Origin of the sequence: uncultured Lactobacillus sp., assembly GCF_947367085.1 — a bacterium.
Lineage (GTDB): Bacteria > Bacillota > Bacilli > Lactobacillales > Lactobacillaceae > Lactobacillus.
In genome coordinates this window covers 16,305-30,987 of record NZ_CANBCP010000019.1, presented here as the reverse complement: position 1 = coordinate 30,987, position 14,683 = coordinate 16,305, and the positions used below count along the sequence as shown (strand labels likewise).

The window sequence follows — 14,683 nt, the reverse complement described above, 5'->3', positions numbered from 1 at the left end:
AGGGACGAAGCTTCGCGGTACCACCCTAGTTTGAACACAAACTAATACAAAAGTGCGTGTTCACACTCTTTTCTTTTAACGGTGAAATACCGGAATTGATTAGATTCTGCTCCCAAGATGAAATTCATATTCGATCTTTGAGTTATTACACCACCCTAACTCTCTCTATGAAAGATCCGAATACTACTAATCTTGATTGTCGCATTTAAAGTTTATGTTAGTATCTTAATGCATTTTAAACGATCTTGCAAGTTGCCTAAGCCCACTTATCTGCCCAATCATGAACTTGATCAAAGACAGGCTGCAATTCTGCACCTTTTTTAGTAAGAGTATAAGAAATTATCTTGGTTTTAGAATCCACATTACGCTTAACAATATCTTGTTTCTCTAATTCCTTTAATCTCTCAACTAACACACGATCAGAACACTTACTAATACAACGAGCCAAATCCTTAAAACGCATTGCATTTGTATCACATAAGGATGAAATAATTAACCCATTCCATTTTTTTCCTATAATATCAAAGGCGCTAATAAAATGATCACACAGTGAATAATCCTCAGGTTTTGGACAACCTGATTTATCATCTTTAGTTAGAGCTTCAGACATAACAAGTTCCTCCTTAAAATAGCTTTCTCTGAGTTGCAAAAACAACCAACATTTACCTTATTATAAAAAAACCACTTACTAAAAACAAGTCTAATACTAATAATTAAGAAAAATGATAAATCATAATTCCTGCCGCTACTGCAGCATTCAAAGATTCTGCTTTACCCTTAATTGGAATATAAATTTTTTTATCAGCTAATTTGATTACTTGCTCACTTACACCATGAGCTTCGTTGCCAATTACTAATGCAAGCTGTGGTACAAGTGGACAATTATTCAACTGCTTAGCATTTTTATCTAATAAACTTACATAAATTGGTAATCCATTTTGTTGCATATTACTCAAAGCAGTTAAGATAGGCATTTGGATAATTTGAATATGAAATTGGCTACCTTGCATACTGCGTTGAACTTTTGGATTATATAAATCAACACTTTCTTTTGATAAAATAACTCCATCAAATCCCGCAGCATCTGCAGTTCTAATAATCGTGCCGACATTTCCCGGATCAGTTAAATTGTCCAAAACTACCCACTTACCATAATCAAAAGAATAATGCTTAGGTTGGTTAATCGGTAAGACCATAAAAATTTCTTGACTAGTTTTGGTGGAAGATAAATGACCACAAATTACATCATTGATAACAATTACCTTTTTCGAATCAACTTCAAACTCATCTTCAATTTTATTTAGAGCCTTTTGACTTGCTAAGATAAAGTCGTATTGAATATGATTCATTAAAGCTTCTTGAACCAAATGAAAACCTTCAATAATATATTTATTTTCTTGTTTACGATATTTCTTTTGCTGTAGTTTTCTGATCTCTTTTATTTTTGGATTATTTACAGAATTAATTTCTAACATAATTTTCTCCTCTTGTAGTTTATATTTTAAATTAACTAGAGACAAATTAACATGTTAAAATTTATAATAATGGATTTTAGTTAAAAGGAAAAACTTACTATGGAAACAAAAGAAATTACTGTAACAGGCCTTGTTCAAGGTGTGGGCTTTCGGTGGACAACACAAATGCTAGCTAATGAATTGGGGATTAAAGGTACTGTTAAAAATAATATGGATGGCAGTGTGACAATTATAGCCCAAGGAGATGCCTTAAAATTAGCGCAATTTTTAAGTAAAGTAAAAGCATCACCAACTCCGGCGGGTCGAGTTGATCATATCGAGGTCAAAGATTTACCCGATCAAAAATTATTTCATTCATTTAATGTAGTCGGTTGATAGAATTACTATTTCCTAGTAAACTTGATAGCAGTACAAAGAAGAAAGGTTACATGAATGAAATTTAAAAATAAATATTTTAAGGTCTTTGCTTTGTTAGCATTCGTTGCAATCTTTATGACTGCCTGTGCAACAAAGACAGAGCATGGAGCGTTAGCTGCTCCGAGTGCTGGTCCATATGCCTGGATTTACAATGTTTTTGGTCGGCCACTTCAAAACATTATGTTATTTGTAGAAGCTAAAATCGGCGGTAGCAACGGTGCTGGCTGGGCTATTGCTTTAATTACATTAGTTGTGCAATTCATTGTTATGCCGCTGAGATTAAATTCTTCATATAAAATGACTAAACAGCAAGAAAAAACACAAAAATTGCAACCACAAATGCAATTAATTCAAAATGCAATGAAGAACAAAAACTTAACTCAACCACAACAAATGCAGTTAAGCCAGCTTCAAATGAAGATTTACAAAGAAAATAATATGTCCATGATGGGTGGAATGGGATGTTTACCATTAGTTATTCAACTACCAATCATGATGGGAATTTATCAAGCTGTTGCTTACTCAAATCAATTAGCAAAAGCAAGTTTCTTTGGAATTTCATTGAGTCAGCGTTCAATTGTATTGACTGTAATTGCCACAGCACTTTATGTAATTCAAGGCTATCTCTCAATGATAGGTATTCCTGAACAACAAAAAAAGGCAATGCAAATGACCTTAATTTTGAGTCCTGCAATGACCTTCTTTATTTCAATTTCCTCTTCTGGAGCGTTAGCTCTTTACTTCTTGGCTGGAGGAATTGTGATTGTGATTCAACAATTAATCACCACATTTATTTTGATGCCTAAAGTTAAAAAAGAAGTTGCTCTTGAATTAAAAGACAAGCCATTAAAGACTGTCGTAACTCAAGAATCAATCGATGAAATTATTGGTTCAACTTCTTCCAATAGCTCTTCACCAGCTAAAAATCAGGCAAAACAAAAGCTTCATAAAGACTTAAGAGCTCGTAATGCAGGCAAACAACAGCGTAAAAAGAAATAACATTGAGTACAAAAAATGACTAAGCTATTTAAACTTAGTCATTTTTATTTAACCCTTTTTTCCTTGAGACAGCAGTGGAAATTCCACTTTAAATTTACTGCCAGATCCTAGTTGAGAAGTTACACTAATTTCTCCATTATAGCTTTCAACCAACTTTTGAGCGATTGATAAACCTAAACCGTTACCACCTTTTTCTCGGGTTCTAGCTTTATCTACACGATAAAACCTATTAAAGATCTTGGCTTGTTCTTGCGGCGCAATTCCTTCACCAAAGTCTTGAACAGTAATCTCAACTTTATCTTCTTCAGTAGATGCGTCAACAATGATTTCCTTGCGATCGGTTGAATATTTAATGGCATTATCCATTAAAATAATCAAGATTTGCTCTAAGTGATTATGATACATCTTAATCATCGTATTTGGAGTTAGGGCATCATTATAAGTAATCTTAAAATCTTGATGAATCATTCGCATATCATTCACAGTTCGAGTCAGAACTTCGTTAACGTCACTAACTTCATCTGGATATTGAATGTCAATTTGCTCTGCACGAGTTAAATCCAGCATTTCTTGAATTAAATGTTTCATCCGGTTAGTTTCTTGTAAGGAAGCTTTGATTGATTCTTCAAGTACCTCAGGATCATCTTTACCCCATCGTTCAAGCAAGTTTAAATGTCCTTGAATCACAGCCACTGGTGTTCTTAATTCATGAGACACATCGCCAACGAATTGCTTTTGCTGCTGAATATAGGCTTGCATTCGATCAAGCATTTGATTAAAGTTGTTCGCTAACTCTCCTAACTCATCTTCACGCTTTAACTTAGGCATTCTTTCTTGACTATTAGGATCATCATTAACAGCCCTCGAGATTTTAGACATTCGTTTAATTGGCTTAACAATACTATTAATCATTAAGTAGGACAAAATAATAAAGATTAAAATTGCCACCACAGATAAGAAGAACATCCAATTGCGTAAACGCCTTAAAATTGCATTAGTTTTCGTCAATTGATTGTCAACAACTAGGTATCCGGTTAATTTGCCAGTTTTACTTGAATAAATCTTGTTATAATCTTGCAGATGCAATTTGCCATCAATATTTTGCAGACTTAACACATGCCTTGAATCGTAATTTGGCATATCTGCATCTTTAGGCAAAGTTCCATTTGAAAAAACAATTTCTCCAGCTGGATTATAAATCAAAACCGTTGTATCTCGACTGGCTAAAGTTGCCAAAATATCATCACTGAAGATATTATTCTTCTCATTAGCTGCAATTGGCGCTTTTCCTTCTAATATCCTGCGTGTATTTGGTGATAAACTTGGTACAACATTAGAAATTTGCAAAGTATGGGGAATATCAATAAGCCGATTTGCAAATGTCACGGAAACTGATTGAGTGACATTTTCTTCTTGTTCAATCAATTGCTGACGCACTAAAGAATAAATAGCAATGGAAAATATGATAAAAGAGACCGTAATAATCGTCGCTACCAATCCAACTAACTTGAAAGATAGAGAATGTTTAAAGGTCTCTTTTAATTTATTATCAGTTTTCTTCTTGACGTTGTTCATCATTTTCATTGGTTCTTACCATATAACCAGTTCCACGAACAGTCTTAATATAAGATGGTTGACCTGGAACGTCGATCTTATTACGTAAGTATCTTACATAAACTTCAACAACATTAGTTTCAATTTTAGAATCTGGTCCCCAAATCTTGTTAAGCAATTGTTCACGAGTAACCACATTGTTCTTGTTTTCAATTAATGTCATTAACAAATTGTATTCGCGTTTTGTTAAATCAACGGTCTTATTTCCACGATGAACAATCCTATTTGCAGTTTCAATAGTCAAATCGTTGAAATGAACGACTTTTTGAACTCCCATTGTTTCACCCAAAGCACGTTTTTCAATTTGAACACGGCGCAAAACCGCACGTAAACGAGCCAATAATTCTTCGATAGCAAATGGTTTAACAATATAGTCATCTGCACCATGATCAAGTCCTGATACACGGTCAATAACGGAGTCACGGGCTGTCATCATAATAATTGGAGTTGTCTTTTCTTGACGAACTCTGCGAGCGATTTCTAATCCATTTAGGTCTGGAAGCATTAAATCAAGTAAGATTGCATCAAAATCTTGACTCAAAGCCAAATCTAGTCCCTTACGCCCATTTGATTCAACTGTTGTTTGATATTTCTCGTGTTGTAATTCAAGCTCTACAAAACGAGCTAAGTTTTTTTCATCCTCAATAATTAAAATTTTACTCATTTTTTCCAATCCTTATCCTATGCTTCAGTAAAAAATAGTCCAAAAATATTCTCGCCTATTTTTATTAATAATTTAATAATAATTTTAAATCAGTTCTAATGCAAGTTATTTATCGCTATTTTCATCGTCAAAAAGATTTTTCAATTTAGCAAAAGCTGGATTAACCTTATTTTTTTCACTTTCTTGGTGCTTTTGTTCAGAAATAACTTTCCAACCATCACCTTCAGGATAAATGTCGTCTTCTTTTTCTTCTTTTGTCAACACAACACTAGGTAAGCTTAACAGCAAATTATCTTCAATCGCTGTCTGCAAATCGATCACATCATCTTTAATCGTAATTATTGTATCTTCTTCATCAAGTTGCTCTTGAGTGGGTTTTGTTTCACTATAATTCTCAGTAAAATTAAATTCTTGATGCAAACTTACTGGCTTTAAGCTTCGTGTAGAAGGGACTACCACGTTAGCATTTACAGTAAAATTACCTGTGACAAATGGTTCATCATAAAAGAATTGTCCTTTGACATGAACGTCATCGGCTGATATTAACAGCTCTTTACTTCTTTCAAAAAAATCATGACTTAATTCAACACTTTGATCCACTTCAGTTAAGGGATTATTGGAATTTTTAATTTGCGTAAATGAGTATTCTAGCATGTTATTTCACCTCTATTGGTCTACGACCAAAGTTTTGGTCTTTTCCGATAACTTCTTCATATAAACGATCTGTTTTGACTTGCAAGGCCAATGTTCCCGACTTTGCACTCCGTTTATCTACTTTAGAGATAATTGGGATTTCAAAATCTTTACGATTTTCTTTGAGATAAGTGCGCCCGCGTAAACTATAACCGAGTAAAAGAGTTGATACATCTCCGTAAGACTTAATAATATCTTCTTGTGTGATATTTAATAAAGTATACAGAGCTAAACGCCGTAAGCGAGCGTAAGTATATCTTTTAGACTTAACTCTCATTAAAAATGCTGTGAAATCTTGTGCCTCATGAATTTCTTCTTTAAATTTATACTCTAATCCCTCACTCATCTGATAAATACTCTTGAGTTCAGTTAAGTGGGCACTTTCTATTCTATACTTCAAAAATTTATACAAAAGATTCCAATTAGGATAAATTTTCTGATTCATAAGTCGAGCTAACTCACCTTTTGGCAAAAAATTCTTCAACTCAATTAATTCATTAGCCTTATGGTGAATTATAAAGTTTCTTATACCAGTAGCTGAAGAAACGATTTTATCACGCACCAATGGTGAATCATGACCGCTACCAATACGTTCAATTGGATGTAAATCCATCGGATGATTAATTTTTAAATTAGCTACTGCATAAGAAATAGCTAACATCAAATTAGGTTGATTTACTTCATGTCCTACTTCACGAGCAACCATCTGATTATATTGAGTCGCATAGGTCTGAGTGTAATCTCTAAATTGCAAACTACTCTTAGGAATTTGACTAATTTTTTTGGCTAGATAGTCTAAGTTCAAATTTGCATCTTCTACACCAAAGACCAAATCTTTAACTCCTAATTTAGATAAAATGCTCACTCCACCTTCAGCAAAAATATCAGCGGGTTGAACTGCATAAGAAAATGGTAATTCAAATACTAAATCAGCCCCACTATTTAAAGCGGCTTGTGCACGATCCCACTTGTCCATAATAGCCATTTGCCCACGTTGCACATAGTTTCCTGACATTAAAACAATAATTGGATCATTTTTAGCTAAAAGACGGGCTTGATTGAGTAAAAACTCGTGACCACTATGAAAAGGATTAAACTCTGCAATAATTCCAACAGCACTCATCTTTAATCCTGTTCTAAATTCAATTCAACTTTCTTGCCATCATTCCAGAGCTTTTCTAAGCCGTAAAAGTCTCTCGCATCTTCTGTAAAGACATTAACAATAACATCTCCCAAATCAATCAAAAGCCAATTAGAATCACGAGTTCCTTCGATACGATAGTCATTTGCGCCATGTTCATGAATTTTATCTACAATTGAATTTACAATGGCATGTAGCTGACGATTAGAACCTGCAGTGGTGATTACGTAATAATCAGCTAAAATACTAATTCCTTGCATATCATATGCTTCAGTATCTTCTCCATGTCTTTCATCAATTGCTTCTACAGCTAAATCTAATAATTCTTTACTTGTCAAAATTGTTCCTCTTTCTATTTTTTTACTGACCAAACATTATATGCATCAAATGTCTTGGGATAAATTTTCTGACGATTTTTAATTAAAAATTCTAAAGTATGAGCTAATTCAAAACCAACACCATCATCTAGATTATTAAAAGCAACTTTTCTAGCTTCATCTACGCCCGGAAAGTCACGATGAGGTTCGATAAAATCAGCTACAAAGACAATTTTATCGAGAGTTGTCATCTCAGTATCAGCAGTCGTATGACGCCAGATAGCCGTTAAAATCTCAGGATCAGTAATCTTAAGTTCTTTTTTTATAAAATACGTACCAACAATGCCATGCCAAATAGCGCGATTATAATTTAATAAATCCTGATCAAAGCCTTGCGTTTTTATTGCTTCAATAAATCTCTCATTCGAAATTTGTTTGGCATAATCATGAATAAAGCCCGCAAGAGCAGCTTTTTCTTCATCATAGTTGTTTAAACGTGCTAATTTACGGCTAGTTTGGCTAACACCAATACAGTGTTCAAATCTTTTTTGATCCATATTTGCTTTTTCTTTGGCCACTAACTCATCGGAAGTTAATGGAGAAAAAGTTTCCTTAAAAGTTATCTCCTGCATATAAGCCTCTTGATTCTATATATAATCTAACTTCTTCAGGAACTAAATACCTGATTGAATTGCCTGTAGCAACATTTTGTCTGATCATTGAAGATGAAATATCCAAGTCAGGAGCATCAACCCAAATCATCGGATATTTTGGCTTTTGTGGATAATTAGGTCTTCTAACCCCCACTAAAGTTGATAGTAAGGCAATTGTTTCTGGTTCATGCCAATTTTCAAAATCATTGACCTCATCACTGCCCATGATTAAGTAGTAATGATTCTTGGGAGCTCTTTTTTTCAAATACCGTAAAGTATCGACTGTATAAGAAACGCCCCCACGCATTATTTCAAATAACTTGACATGAAAATGAGGATTTGTGTGAGTGGCTAGCTCAAGCATTGCACAGCGATCTTTAGCACTGACATTTCCCGCTAATTCTTTATGTGGAGGAATATTGGTCGGGATAAACCAAATCTCATCTAAGTGCAGTTTTTTACGTACTTGTTCTGCCATCACTAAATGTGCCATATGAACAGGATTAAAGGTCCCACCCATGATACCGATCTGCATAGCTGAGCTAGTAGCTGGCTCGAAGCGAACTTGAGGTTTTTCTTTTACAACACAATTATTCATTATATTAACGCTCTTCTAATTCCTAAACCAATTCCATCTGGAGTATAAGCTTTAACTACAACATTAGGTGGCGTTGTAATAAATCCTACCCCACCAAATAAGATATCGCTTTTGACGTCAGGAGAAAAAGTTTGACCTTTTAAAGGTCCCAAATCATCTGCTTCACTTGGTGGCAGTAATAAATCGTCTTTATGTTTTACATAAAATTGATCGGCATTTTCAGTCTTAGTGCGGTGAACATATAAATCACGTGCTACATATAAAGTGAAACCCGCGGACGGTCCATCCACATAATCAAAACGCCCTAAGCCAGCTAGAAAAATAGTTTGACCAGGAAGCAATTGATAAGTTGCAGGCTTTAATGGCTTTTTAGGTTCAACTACTTCCAATTCTTTACCAGATAAATGACTAGCTAATTGCTTTTTACTCAAAATACCTGGTGTATCGATTAGATAATGTCCATTATCTAATGGAATCTTAATTTCGTCTAAGGTAGTTCCTGGAAACTTAGAAGTAGTAATTAAGTCTTTCAGATCGCTGCGTTCAGACAAAATAGCATTAATCAAAGTTGATTTACCAACATTGGTAGTTCCAACGAAATAGATATCTTTCTTTTTACCTTTTTTAGCAATAAAGTTAATTAAATCTTCTAAATTCTTTTTCTTAGCTGCGCTAACTAAAAAGATCTTCTCTGGCTTTAAGCCATTACGATTAGCTTCTTGACGCATCCAGTCTTTGATCTTGGTTTCTTTAGAATTTTTAGGAAAAAGATCGACTTTATTTCCAACTAAGATATATTCATTACCACCAATAAATCTTTTTAATGATGAAATCAATGAATTGCTAAAATCAAAAAGATCAACGACATTGACAACTAATGCCTTTTTTTCAGCAATTGAATTAAGCAAAGCTAAAAAGTCATCATTATTTTCAGATACGGGCATTATTTCATTATAATGGCGCAAGCGAAAACATCTCTGGCAATAAACATCTTCACTTTCTCCATCTAAAGCCTTTTTTAAAGCAGATGAAGGCAAATAACCTGCTTTTTTTGGATCAGTATCTTGCAAAATACTACCACAACCGATACATCTTAATTCTTCATCATTCATTTAAGATTCTCCTCAAAAACTACTTTTTTCTTTAAATTCAAAAAGAAGTATATTATTTTTTCAAAAAAGCGATTAATTCTTGTATTCCACTTATCTGTTCCAACTAACGGCTTCACAAGAACTGTTTTAACATGAGCTAAATTACCGGCCTGAATATCGGTAATTAATTGGTCCCCAACCATTAAAACTTGATCCGGCTTTAAATTAAGAAGGCGTAATTCCTTGTTAATACCAATTGGCAACGGCTTACGTGCTTTAGCAATAAATTCAATATGGTATGGATTAAGAACTTTTCCAATACGTTCTGCATTATTATTAGAAATGACAACTAATTTTATACCGGCTTGAGCCAATTTTTTATTTAATTGATCCATTTCGGCCGCAGTTTCTGCTTGATTCCAAGCTAGCAGCGTATTATCCAAATCAGAAAAAACCGCCTTAATACCCATCTTTTTTAATTGTTCAGGGTCAAGATTATATATTGTATTTATTGTATAACGAGGTCTAAACAACATTAAAAACTCTCCACTTTTTTATCATATATAATATACCAGAATCCGCCAATTAAGAGAAATCATTAAATTGATCGAAAAAAGAGATCAGGAATCCTATCCCAATCTCTTTAAGAAATATCTTAGTTTAAAGCTTTCTTAGCAGTTTCTGCTAATTCAGCAAATGCCTTTTCATCATTGTAAGCAATGTCAGCTAACATCTTACGGTTCATGTCAACACCGGCAACTTTAAGACCGTGCATTAACTTAGAGTATGAAAGACCATTTTGTCTTGCAGCAGCGTTAATACGTGCAATCCATAATTTTCTGAATTCACTCTTAACCTTCTTACGGTCACGGAATGCATATTTACGTGATACAAATACTTGAGTACTTGCTGCTTTAAATTGTAAGTGTTTTGAGCCACGGTAACCCTTGGCTAACTTCATTATCTTCTTACGACGCTTGCGTGTTACGGTTCCACCTTTAGTTCTTGGCATCTAAAATTCCTCCTCAAAAAATACTTTATGAAATTAACGCATTTGGGAAAGCATCTGTTTGATGCGCTTTAAGTCACTTGCTGAAACCATAGCAGCTTTTCTCAAATGACGACGTTGTTTCTTGGTCTTTCCATGGAAACGGTGTCCAGTGTAAGCGTGGTGACGCTTTAAACCACCGTTAGCAGTTCTCTTGAAACGCTTTGCAGAAGCGCGGTGTGTTTTTTGCTTTGGCATATCTATTCCTCCAATTAACTACTTTTTCTTTTTATCTTTATCACTCAACGGAGCGAGCATTAAAAACATTGAACGGCCTTCCATCTTAGGCTTAGTAACTACATTGGATAAGTCACTAGCTTCTTGGGCCATCTTTTCTAACACTTCTTTTCCAAGTTCCTTGTGAGTGATAGCACGGCCTCTAAAGCGGATTGAAACTCGCACTTTAGCGCCTTTAGTCAAGAATTTACGAACATGCTTTAACTTAGTGTCAAAGTCATTTCCTTCAATGGTTGGACTTAAACGAATTTCCTTGACAGCCATTACCTTTTGATTCTTGCGGTTTTCCTTAGCCTTCTTTTGTTGTTCGAAGCGGAACTTACCGTAATCCATAATACGAGCAACTGGTGGCTTAGCATTAGGAGAAAGCAAGACCAAATCCATGTCTGCATCAGCAGCTTGATGTAAAGCTTCATTCTTGGAAACGACACCAACTTGTTGGCCATCAGGTCCGATTAAACGAACTTCACGTGCACGGATATCTTCGTTTAAGATCATATTTCTTGGTATGAGTATTCACCTCCACGTTAATTTCGAGGACAAGAAAAAAGCGGGTAAAGATAGAACCCGCTTTTAATCAACAGATATTATCGATCAGCCTAGAGGTTGTTTAACTTAGGCGAGAAGCGGGAGCTTCTTCTTGTTCTCAACTAGTAGAATTATACTAGCTTATTAGCTACGAGTCAACAAGTATTTAGGGCTTTTAACTTTTAAATTAAGAATTCGATCTGCATTTTCTTCTAGTACTATTCTTCTTTTTCCAAACATCATCCAGATCACTTCTGCTAAAGGGATCGCAACACTCAAAAATTCAAATAAGTAATCTGATGCAGTGCCAGAAAAGCTCCACCCTGAAGACCAACCACTTTGAAGATTCCCAAAATAATCCATTAAAAAGTAAAAAATCATCGGTAACCATATTTTCCGCTATAAAGATAAAGAACAGCCCACAAAAATCCACTACCCATTACACCGATAACTTGAGCAATCGTTTCTTGGACACTTTGACCATGCCAACCAATGTTTCCAACATGAGATAAACCAAACAAGATAGCTGAGCCGAAAATTGCAATTGGAACACGATATTCTTTAAAGCGATTAAAGCCTGCTAGTAAAATCAAAATACATAAATAGCGCATCGTTTCTTCTAAGATTGCAGGTTCAAGTGCGGAGGTGAAACTAGCAATCGTAAAATATTTTGCTTCAAAACTCGCACTATATTTGAAAAATAGGCTCCAGATATTGGAATTATAGTCAGAAAAAGCATTATAAAATACATCAATTGCTGCAAAGATAAGTAAAATTATAAAAACAGAATTTTGAAACTCTTGGCTCTTAATGAACTTTAAATTGGGATTGAAGTTATATCCCCAGGCTTTAGGCAAAAGGCAAGCTATATTAAATAAAGCAAAAGCTGCAATTACACCTTGGGTAGTAATGGAATGCATCCAGAGCAAATTTTTACTTACCAGCAATGAAGCATCTGGCCCATCCTGACAGCCTAATAAGTTCACCGCAATAAGTGCCAAAAACCAATTTCTAATTTTCCCAGCAAATAATACTGCTGATGGAAGAAGTAAAACTAAATATACTACCCAGAGTAACAAAATCCAAACAACTTCCAGCTGCTTAAAATTGAGCAACAAGAAATTGCCTACTTGAAGCCAAATACTAGTAAAACCACTAGAAAAAATCACTAAATTTAGCCAGCGAACAGTAATTGATAAAGCCTTATTTGCTTTTGATTTAAACTGGACCAAAAAGTTTAGCCCTATCAAAGCAATTAAAATCGCCAATTGTACAAAATGCATTGTAGTTTTGCATCTCATGGGGCGTAATTTCAATAATTGTAACAATCAGTGCAATTATCATTTGCACATAAAAATTTGCTGCCAACGTTTATGTGGCAAAATCACATTCTCCATATAGTCTTCCATATACTCCCACAAACATATAAATTAATCTAAGTTTTAATATAAAACTGCGCGGAAAATAAAAAGAGCTAGATTTAACTAGTTCTTTTCTAATTTAGATAACTTAGAAGAAAGATAATGTCCCATTTTGCTTAATATTTTTATCAACTCTATTGAATACAACGATTCCAACAATTACCCAAACTATTGAATTGACAATTGAAAAAATTAGATAATATACAGCATTATAGTGAATTCCATTAATGGCCATGCGCATCCAACTTACCATTGGGACAAGTGGCAAAAGATTAGCAATATTCTTTACCAAGGCTGGCGCATTTTCAAATTGAGTCAAGAGCACTCCTAAATAAAAGTACTGACAAATTGCTAAAAAACTACCTACTCGTTTAAATTTCAAAACTACACTAGTAATTAAATAGCCTAAGCCAAAAAGCGTAACTAAAGAAAGCAATGCGGGCAAAATAATTATTGGTGCAAAATGAATCCATTGTCCTGTAAGATACATCAATACCAAGCAAACAACAACAGATTGCACGAGCGAAACGATTACATTTACAATACTCTTGTTAAAAAATAATCTTTTACTCGAAATTGGCATTAAGTATAATTGCTGTAAAACTCCGCTTTTAGCGTTATTAATCACATCATTGCCCAGCATTGAACACGTATTTTGAATCGTCGTCCACAATGTAAAACCAACAATTAAAGCTGAAAGTGAACTTCCAATGATGCCAGTACTGATTAAATTACTACCCCAAAAAATCCCCATAAACATTAATATCGTTAAAACTAAATCCGACACAGAACTAAATAAATAGCGCCGATAAATGATCAGTTCACGCTGAAATTCCGCTTTGAGTGTCGTCATAGCTATTTCCCTCTTTCATGTAAAAATCAACTATTTCATTTAGACTTTTGCTTTTAGTTTTAATGTCTACTAATTCAAGTTGTGCCAATTGCTGTAATAACTGCCCTTGATATTTTTTATCAAATAAAGTCACTTCATAGGTCTTATCTGTAAGCAAAACGATTTTTGAGATAGTTTTTAACCCTATTTCTTGTTTATCAGATAATGGATGCAAAAATTTAACCGTAAAGATTTTTTCTTGGTTAAATTTGGCTAAGCATTCGTTCTTAGTGCCACTATAAATTAAGCGTCCCTTTTTGATTAACAAAATCTGATCAGCAATCTTTTGGGCAAAAGACAACTCATGCGTAGTCAATAAAATCGCTACATTCTCACTAGCCAAAATTTGTAGCATTTTTTCCATAGTTTTAACTGCTTCAATATCTAGTCCTAGAGTTGGTTCGTCTAAAATCAAAAACTTAGGTCGAGCAATTAATGCACAACAAATAGCGATAATCTGCTGCGTCCCCCTACTCAGTTTGAAAATAACGGTATCTTTTTTAGACAAAAGATTGAATTTCCTTAACAGCTCTAAACCATTTCTTTGTGCCGTATATTTGTCTAATCCTCGTTGGCCTCCCCAATATGCAAAATTTTCCATCGGCGTCAAATCCAAAAACATATTTTGCGCACTCTCTAGTACTACTCCTGTCTGTTCTAACAATGCCGTAAAATCGTTTTTTAATAACTTGTCCTCGAAATATATTTCTCCTTTATCTGGGACAAGCAAATTTAAAATAGCCTTTAAACTAGTCGTTTTCCCTGCACCGTTAAAGCCTAAAAAGGCGGTAATTTTTCCTTCTGGAATTTCAAAAGATAAATTATCAATAGCCATAATTTTCTTTTTTCCAGTATTAAAACTCTTGTTTAAATTTTTCACTTTGAGTAACAATTT

The 14,683-nt window shown here is 34.3% G+C and carries 20 protein-coding genes and 2 other annotated features; of the genes, 2 read left to right on the top strand and 18 right to left on the bottom strand.

What is annotated here, in order from left to right:
- Nucleotides 1–209 (bottom strand) — a binding site (T-box leader). This feature is flagged as partial in the annotation.
- A gap of 47 nt (nucleotides 210–256) precedes the next feature.
- Nucleotides 257–610: a helix-turn-helix domain-containing protein gene (locus tag Q0Y70_RS04855; protein WP_297817514.1), complete on the bottom strand. Its 354-nt coding sequence runs from the start codon at nucleotides 608–610 to the stop codon at nucleotides 257–259.
- Between the two features lie 103 nt (nucleotides 611–713).
- Complete coding sequence (locus Q0Y70_RS04850; protein ID WP_297817511.1) at nucleotides 714–1,475, bottom strand: RNA methyltransferase; 762 nt, start codon at nucleotides 1,473–1,475, stop codon at nucleotides 714–716.
- A gap of 99 nt (nucleotides 1,476–1,574) precedes the next feature.
- Here Q0Y70_RS04850 and Q0Y70_RS04845 point away from each other — a divergent pair, with 99 nt between their 5' ends.
- Nucleotides 1,575–1,850, top strand: a complete 276-nt coding sequence (locus Q0Y70_RS04845; RefSeq protein ID WP_297817508.1) for an acylphosphatase — start codon at nucleotides 1,575–1,577, stop codon at nucleotides 1,848–1,850.
- A gap of 57 nt (nucleotides 1,851–1,907) precedes the next feature.
- Entirely contained in the window at nucleotides 1,908–2,891 is a 984-nt protein-coding gene (gene yidC, locus Q0Y70_RS04840) for a membrane protein insertase YidC (protein ID WP_297817505.1), read from the top strand.
- A 48-nt stretch (nucleotides 2,892–2,939) separates the two neighbouring features.
- On the opposite strand, the gene Q0Y70_RS04835 is transcribed toward yidC, so the two are convergent.
- The 16 genes from Q0Y70_RS04835 to Q0Y70_RS04760 form a co-directional block, all read right to left on the bottom strand.
- Nucleotides 2,940–4,475, bottom strand: coding sequence for a HAMP domain-containing histidine kinase (locus Q0Y70_RS04835; protein ID WP_297817502.1), 1,536 nt, complete (start codon nucleotides 4,473–4,475; stop codon nucleotides 2,940–2,942).
- Nucleotides 4,441–5,169 (bottom strand): response regulator transcription factor, encoded by a 729-nt coding sequence (locus Q0Y70_RS04830; RefSeq protein ID WP_297817499.1) that lies wholly within the window; start codon nucleotides 5,167–5,169, stop codon nucleotides 4,441–4,443. Before Q0Y70_RS04830 ends, Q0Y70_RS04835 begins: the two co-directional genes overlap by 35 nt.
- Before the next feature lie 105 nt (nucleotides 5,170–5,274).
- Nucleotides 5,275–5,823 (bottom strand): DUF177 domain-containing protein, encoded by a 549-nt coding sequence (locus Q0Y70_RS04825; RefSeq protein ID WP_297817496.1) that lies wholly within the window; start codon nucleotides 5,821–5,823, stop codon nucleotides 5,275–5,277.
- Between the two features lies 1 nt (nucleotide 5,824).
- The gene (locus tag Q0Y70_RS04820; protein ID WP_297817493.1) at nucleotides 5,825–6,985 is read right to left on the bottom strand and encodes a nucleotidyltransferase; all 1,161 of its coding nucleotides are present in this window, start codon (nucleotides 6,983–6,985) and stop codon (nucleotides 5,825–5,827) included.
- Nucleotides 6,986–6,987: 2 nt separating this feature from the next.
- Nucleotides 6,988–7,341, bottom strand: a complete 354-nt coding sequence (gene rsfS, locus Q0Y70_RS04815; protein WP_297817491.1) for a ribosome silencing factor — start codon at nucleotides 7,339–7,341, stop codon at nucleotides 6,988–6,990.
- 14 nt (nucleotides 7,342–7,355) lie between these two features.
- Entirely contained in the window at nucleotides 7,356–7,952 is a 597-nt protein-coding gene (gene yqeK, locus Q0Y70_RS04810) for a bis(5'-nucleosyl)-tetraphosphatase (symmetrical) YqeK (protein ID WP_297817488.1), read from the bottom strand.
- Complete coding sequence (locus Q0Y70_RS04805) at nucleotides 7,933–8,571, bottom strand: nicotinate-nucleotide adenylyltransferase (RefSeq protein ID WP_297817485.1); 639 nt, start codon at nucleotides 8,569–8,571, stop codon at nucleotides 7,933–7,935. Before Q0Y70_RS04805 ends, yqeK begins: the two co-directional genes overlap by 20 nt.
- Nucleotides 8,571–9,683 (bottom strand): ribosome biogenesis GTPase YqeH, encoded by a 1,113-nt coding sequence (gene yqeH / locus Q0Y70_RS04800; protein WP_297817482.1) that lies wholly within the window; start codon nucleotides 9,681–9,683, stop codon nucleotides 8,571–8,573. Before yqeH ends, Q0Y70_RS04805 begins: the two co-directional genes overlap by 1 nt.
- Nucleotides 9,680–10,198 (bottom strand): YqeG family HAD IIIA-type phosphatase, encoded by a 519-nt coding sequence (locus Q0Y70_RS04795; protein WP_297817479.1) that lies wholly within the window; start codon nucleotides 10,196–10,198, stop codon nucleotides 9,680–9,682. The genes yqeH and Q0Y70_RS04795 overlap by 4 nt, the downstream gene beginning before the upstream one ends.
- Before the next feature lie 119 nt (nucleotides 10,199–10,317).
- Nucleotides 10,318–10,674, bottom strand: a complete 357-nt coding sequence (gene rplT, locus Q0Y70_RS04790) for a 50S ribosomal protein L20 (protein ID WP_297817476.1) — start codon at nucleotides 10,672–10,674, stop codon at nucleotides 10,318–10,320.
- A gap of 33 nt (nucleotides 10,675–10,707) precedes the next feature.
- Complete coding sequence (rpmI, locus tag Q0Y70_RS04785; RefSeq protein ID WP_003646917.1) at nucleotides 10,708–10,908, bottom strand: 50S ribosomal protein L35; 201 nt, start codon at nucleotides 10,906–10,908, stop codon at nucleotides 10,708–10,710.
- A gap of 18 nt (nucleotides 10,909–10,926) precedes the next feature.
- The gene (gene infC / locus Q0Y70_RS04780; RefSeq protein WP_297817473.1) at nucleotides 10,927–11,445 is read right to left on the bottom strand and encodes a translation initiation factor IF-3; all 519 of its coding nucleotides are present in this window, start codon (nucleotides 11,443–11,445) and stop codon (nucleotides 10,927–10,929) included.
- Nucleotides 11,446–11,483: 38 nt separating this feature from the next.
- Nucleotides 11,484–11,595, bottom strand: a sequence feature (ribosomal protein L20 leader region).
- Between the two features lie 24 nt (nucleotides 11,596–11,619).
- Nucleotides 11,620–11,856 (bottom strand): hypothetical protein, encoded by a 237-nt coding sequence (locus tag Q0Y70_RS04775; RefSeq protein ID WP_297817470.1) that lies wholly within the window; start codon nucleotides 11,854–11,856, stop codon nucleotides 11,620–11,622.
- Entirely contained in the window at nucleotides 11,853–12,758 is a 906-nt protein-coding gene (locus Q0Y70_RS04770) for a CPBP family intramembrane metalloprotease (protein ID WP_297817466.1), read from the bottom strand. The genes Q0Y70_RS04775 and Q0Y70_RS04770 overlap by 4 nt, the downstream gene beginning before the upstream one ends.
- A gap of 226 nt (nucleotides 12,759–12,984) precedes the next feature.
- Nucleotides 12,985–13,749, bottom strand: a complete 765-nt coding sequence (locus Q0Y70_RS04765; protein WP_297817463.1) for an ABC transporter permease — start codon at nucleotides 13,747–13,749, stop codon at nucleotides 12,985–12,987.
- Nucleotides 13,718–14,680 carry an ABC transporter ATP-binding protein gene (locus tag Q0Y70_RS04760; RefSeq protein ID WP_297817460.1) on the bottom strand — a complete coding sequence of 321 codons (963 nt, stop codon included), beginning with the start codon at nucleotides 14,678–14,680 and terminating at the stop codon, nucleotides 13,718–13,720. The genes Q0Y70_RS04765 and Q0Y70_RS04760 overlap by 32 nt, the downstream gene beginning before the upstream one ends.
- Between the last annotated feature and the right edge of the window lie 3 nt (nucleotides 14,681–14,683).

What these genes read in the sequence shown, in the direction of transcription:
- Q0Y70_RS04855 (WP_297817514.1), bottom strand. Translation starts at nt 610, where the DNA reads ATGTCTGAAGCTCTAACTAAAGATGATAAATCAGGTTGTCCAAAACCT.
- Q0Y70_RS04850 (WP_297817511.1), bottom strand. Translation starts at nt 1,475, where the DNA reads ATGTTAGAAATTAATTCTGTAAATAATCCAAAAATAAAAGAGATCAGA.
- Q0Y70_RS04845 (WP_297817508.1), top strand. Translation starts at nt 1,575, where the DNA reads ATGGAAACAAAAGAAATTACTGTAACAGGCCTTGTTCAAGGTGTGGGC.
- yidC (WP_297817505.1), top strand. Translation starts at nt 1,908, where the DNA reads ATGAAATTTAAAAATAAATATTTTAAGGTCTTTGCTTTGTTAGCATTC.
- Q0Y70_RS04835 (WP_297817502.1), bottom strand. Translation starts at nt 4,475, where the DNA reads ATGAAAATGATGAACAACGTCAAGAAGAAAACTGATAATAAATTAAAA.
- Q0Y70_RS04830 (WP_297817499.1), bottom strand. Translation starts at nt 5,169, where the DNA reads ATGAGTAAAATTTTAATTATTGAGGATGAAAAAAACTTAGCTCGTTTT.
- Q0Y70_RS04825 (WP_297817496.1), bottom strand. Translation starts at nt 5,823, where the DNA reads ATGCTAGAATACTCATTTACGCAAATTAAAAATTCCAATAATCCCTTA.
- Q0Y70_RS04820 (WP_297817493.1), bottom strand. Translation starts at nt 6,985, where the DNA reads ATGAGTGCTGTTGGAATTATTGCAGAGTTTAATCCTTTTCATAGTGGT.
- yqeK (WP_297817488.1), bottom strand. Translation starts at nt 7,952, where the DNA reads ATGCAGGAGATAACTTTTAAGGAAACTTTTTCTCCATTAACTTCCGAT.
- Q0Y70_RS04805 (WP_297817485.1), bottom strand. Translation starts at nt 8,571, where the DNA reads ATGAATAATTGTGTTGTAAAAGAAAAACCTCAAGTTCGCTTCGAGCCA.
- yqeH (WP_297817482.1), bottom strand. Translation starts at nt 9,683, where the DNA reads ATGAATGATGAAGAATTAAGATGTATCGGTTGTGGTAGTATTTTGCAA.
- Q0Y70_RS04795 (WP_297817479.1), bottom strand. Translation starts at nt 10,198, where the DNA reads ATGTTGTTTAGACCTCGTTATACAATAAATACAATATATAATCTTGAC.
- rplT (WP_297817476.1), bottom strand. Translation starts at nt 10,674, where the DNA reads ATGCCAAGAACTAAAGGTGGAACCGTAACACGCAAGCGTCGTAAGAAG.
- rpmI (WP_003646917.1), bottom strand. Translation starts at nt 10,908, where the DNA reads ATGCCAAAGCAAAAAACACACCGCGCTTCTGCAAAGCGTTTCAAGAGA.
- infC (WP_297817473.1), bottom strand. Translation starts at nt 11,445, where the DNA reads ATGATCTTAAACGAAGATATCCGTGCACGTGAAGTTCGTTTAATCGGA.
- Q0Y70_RS04775 (WP_297817470.1), bottom strand. Translation starts at nt 11,856, where the DNA reads ATGATTTTTTACTTTTTAATGGATTATTTTGGGAATCTTCAAAGTGGT.
- Q0Y70_RS04770 (WP_297817466.1), bottom strand. Translation starts at nt 12,758, where the DNA reads ATGCATTTTGTACAATTGGCGATTTTAATTGCTTTGATAGGGCTAAAC.
- Q0Y70_RS04765 (WP_297817463.1), bottom strand. Translation starts at nt 13,749, where the DNA reads ATGACGACACTCAAAGCGGAATTTCAGCGTGAACTGATCATTTATCGG.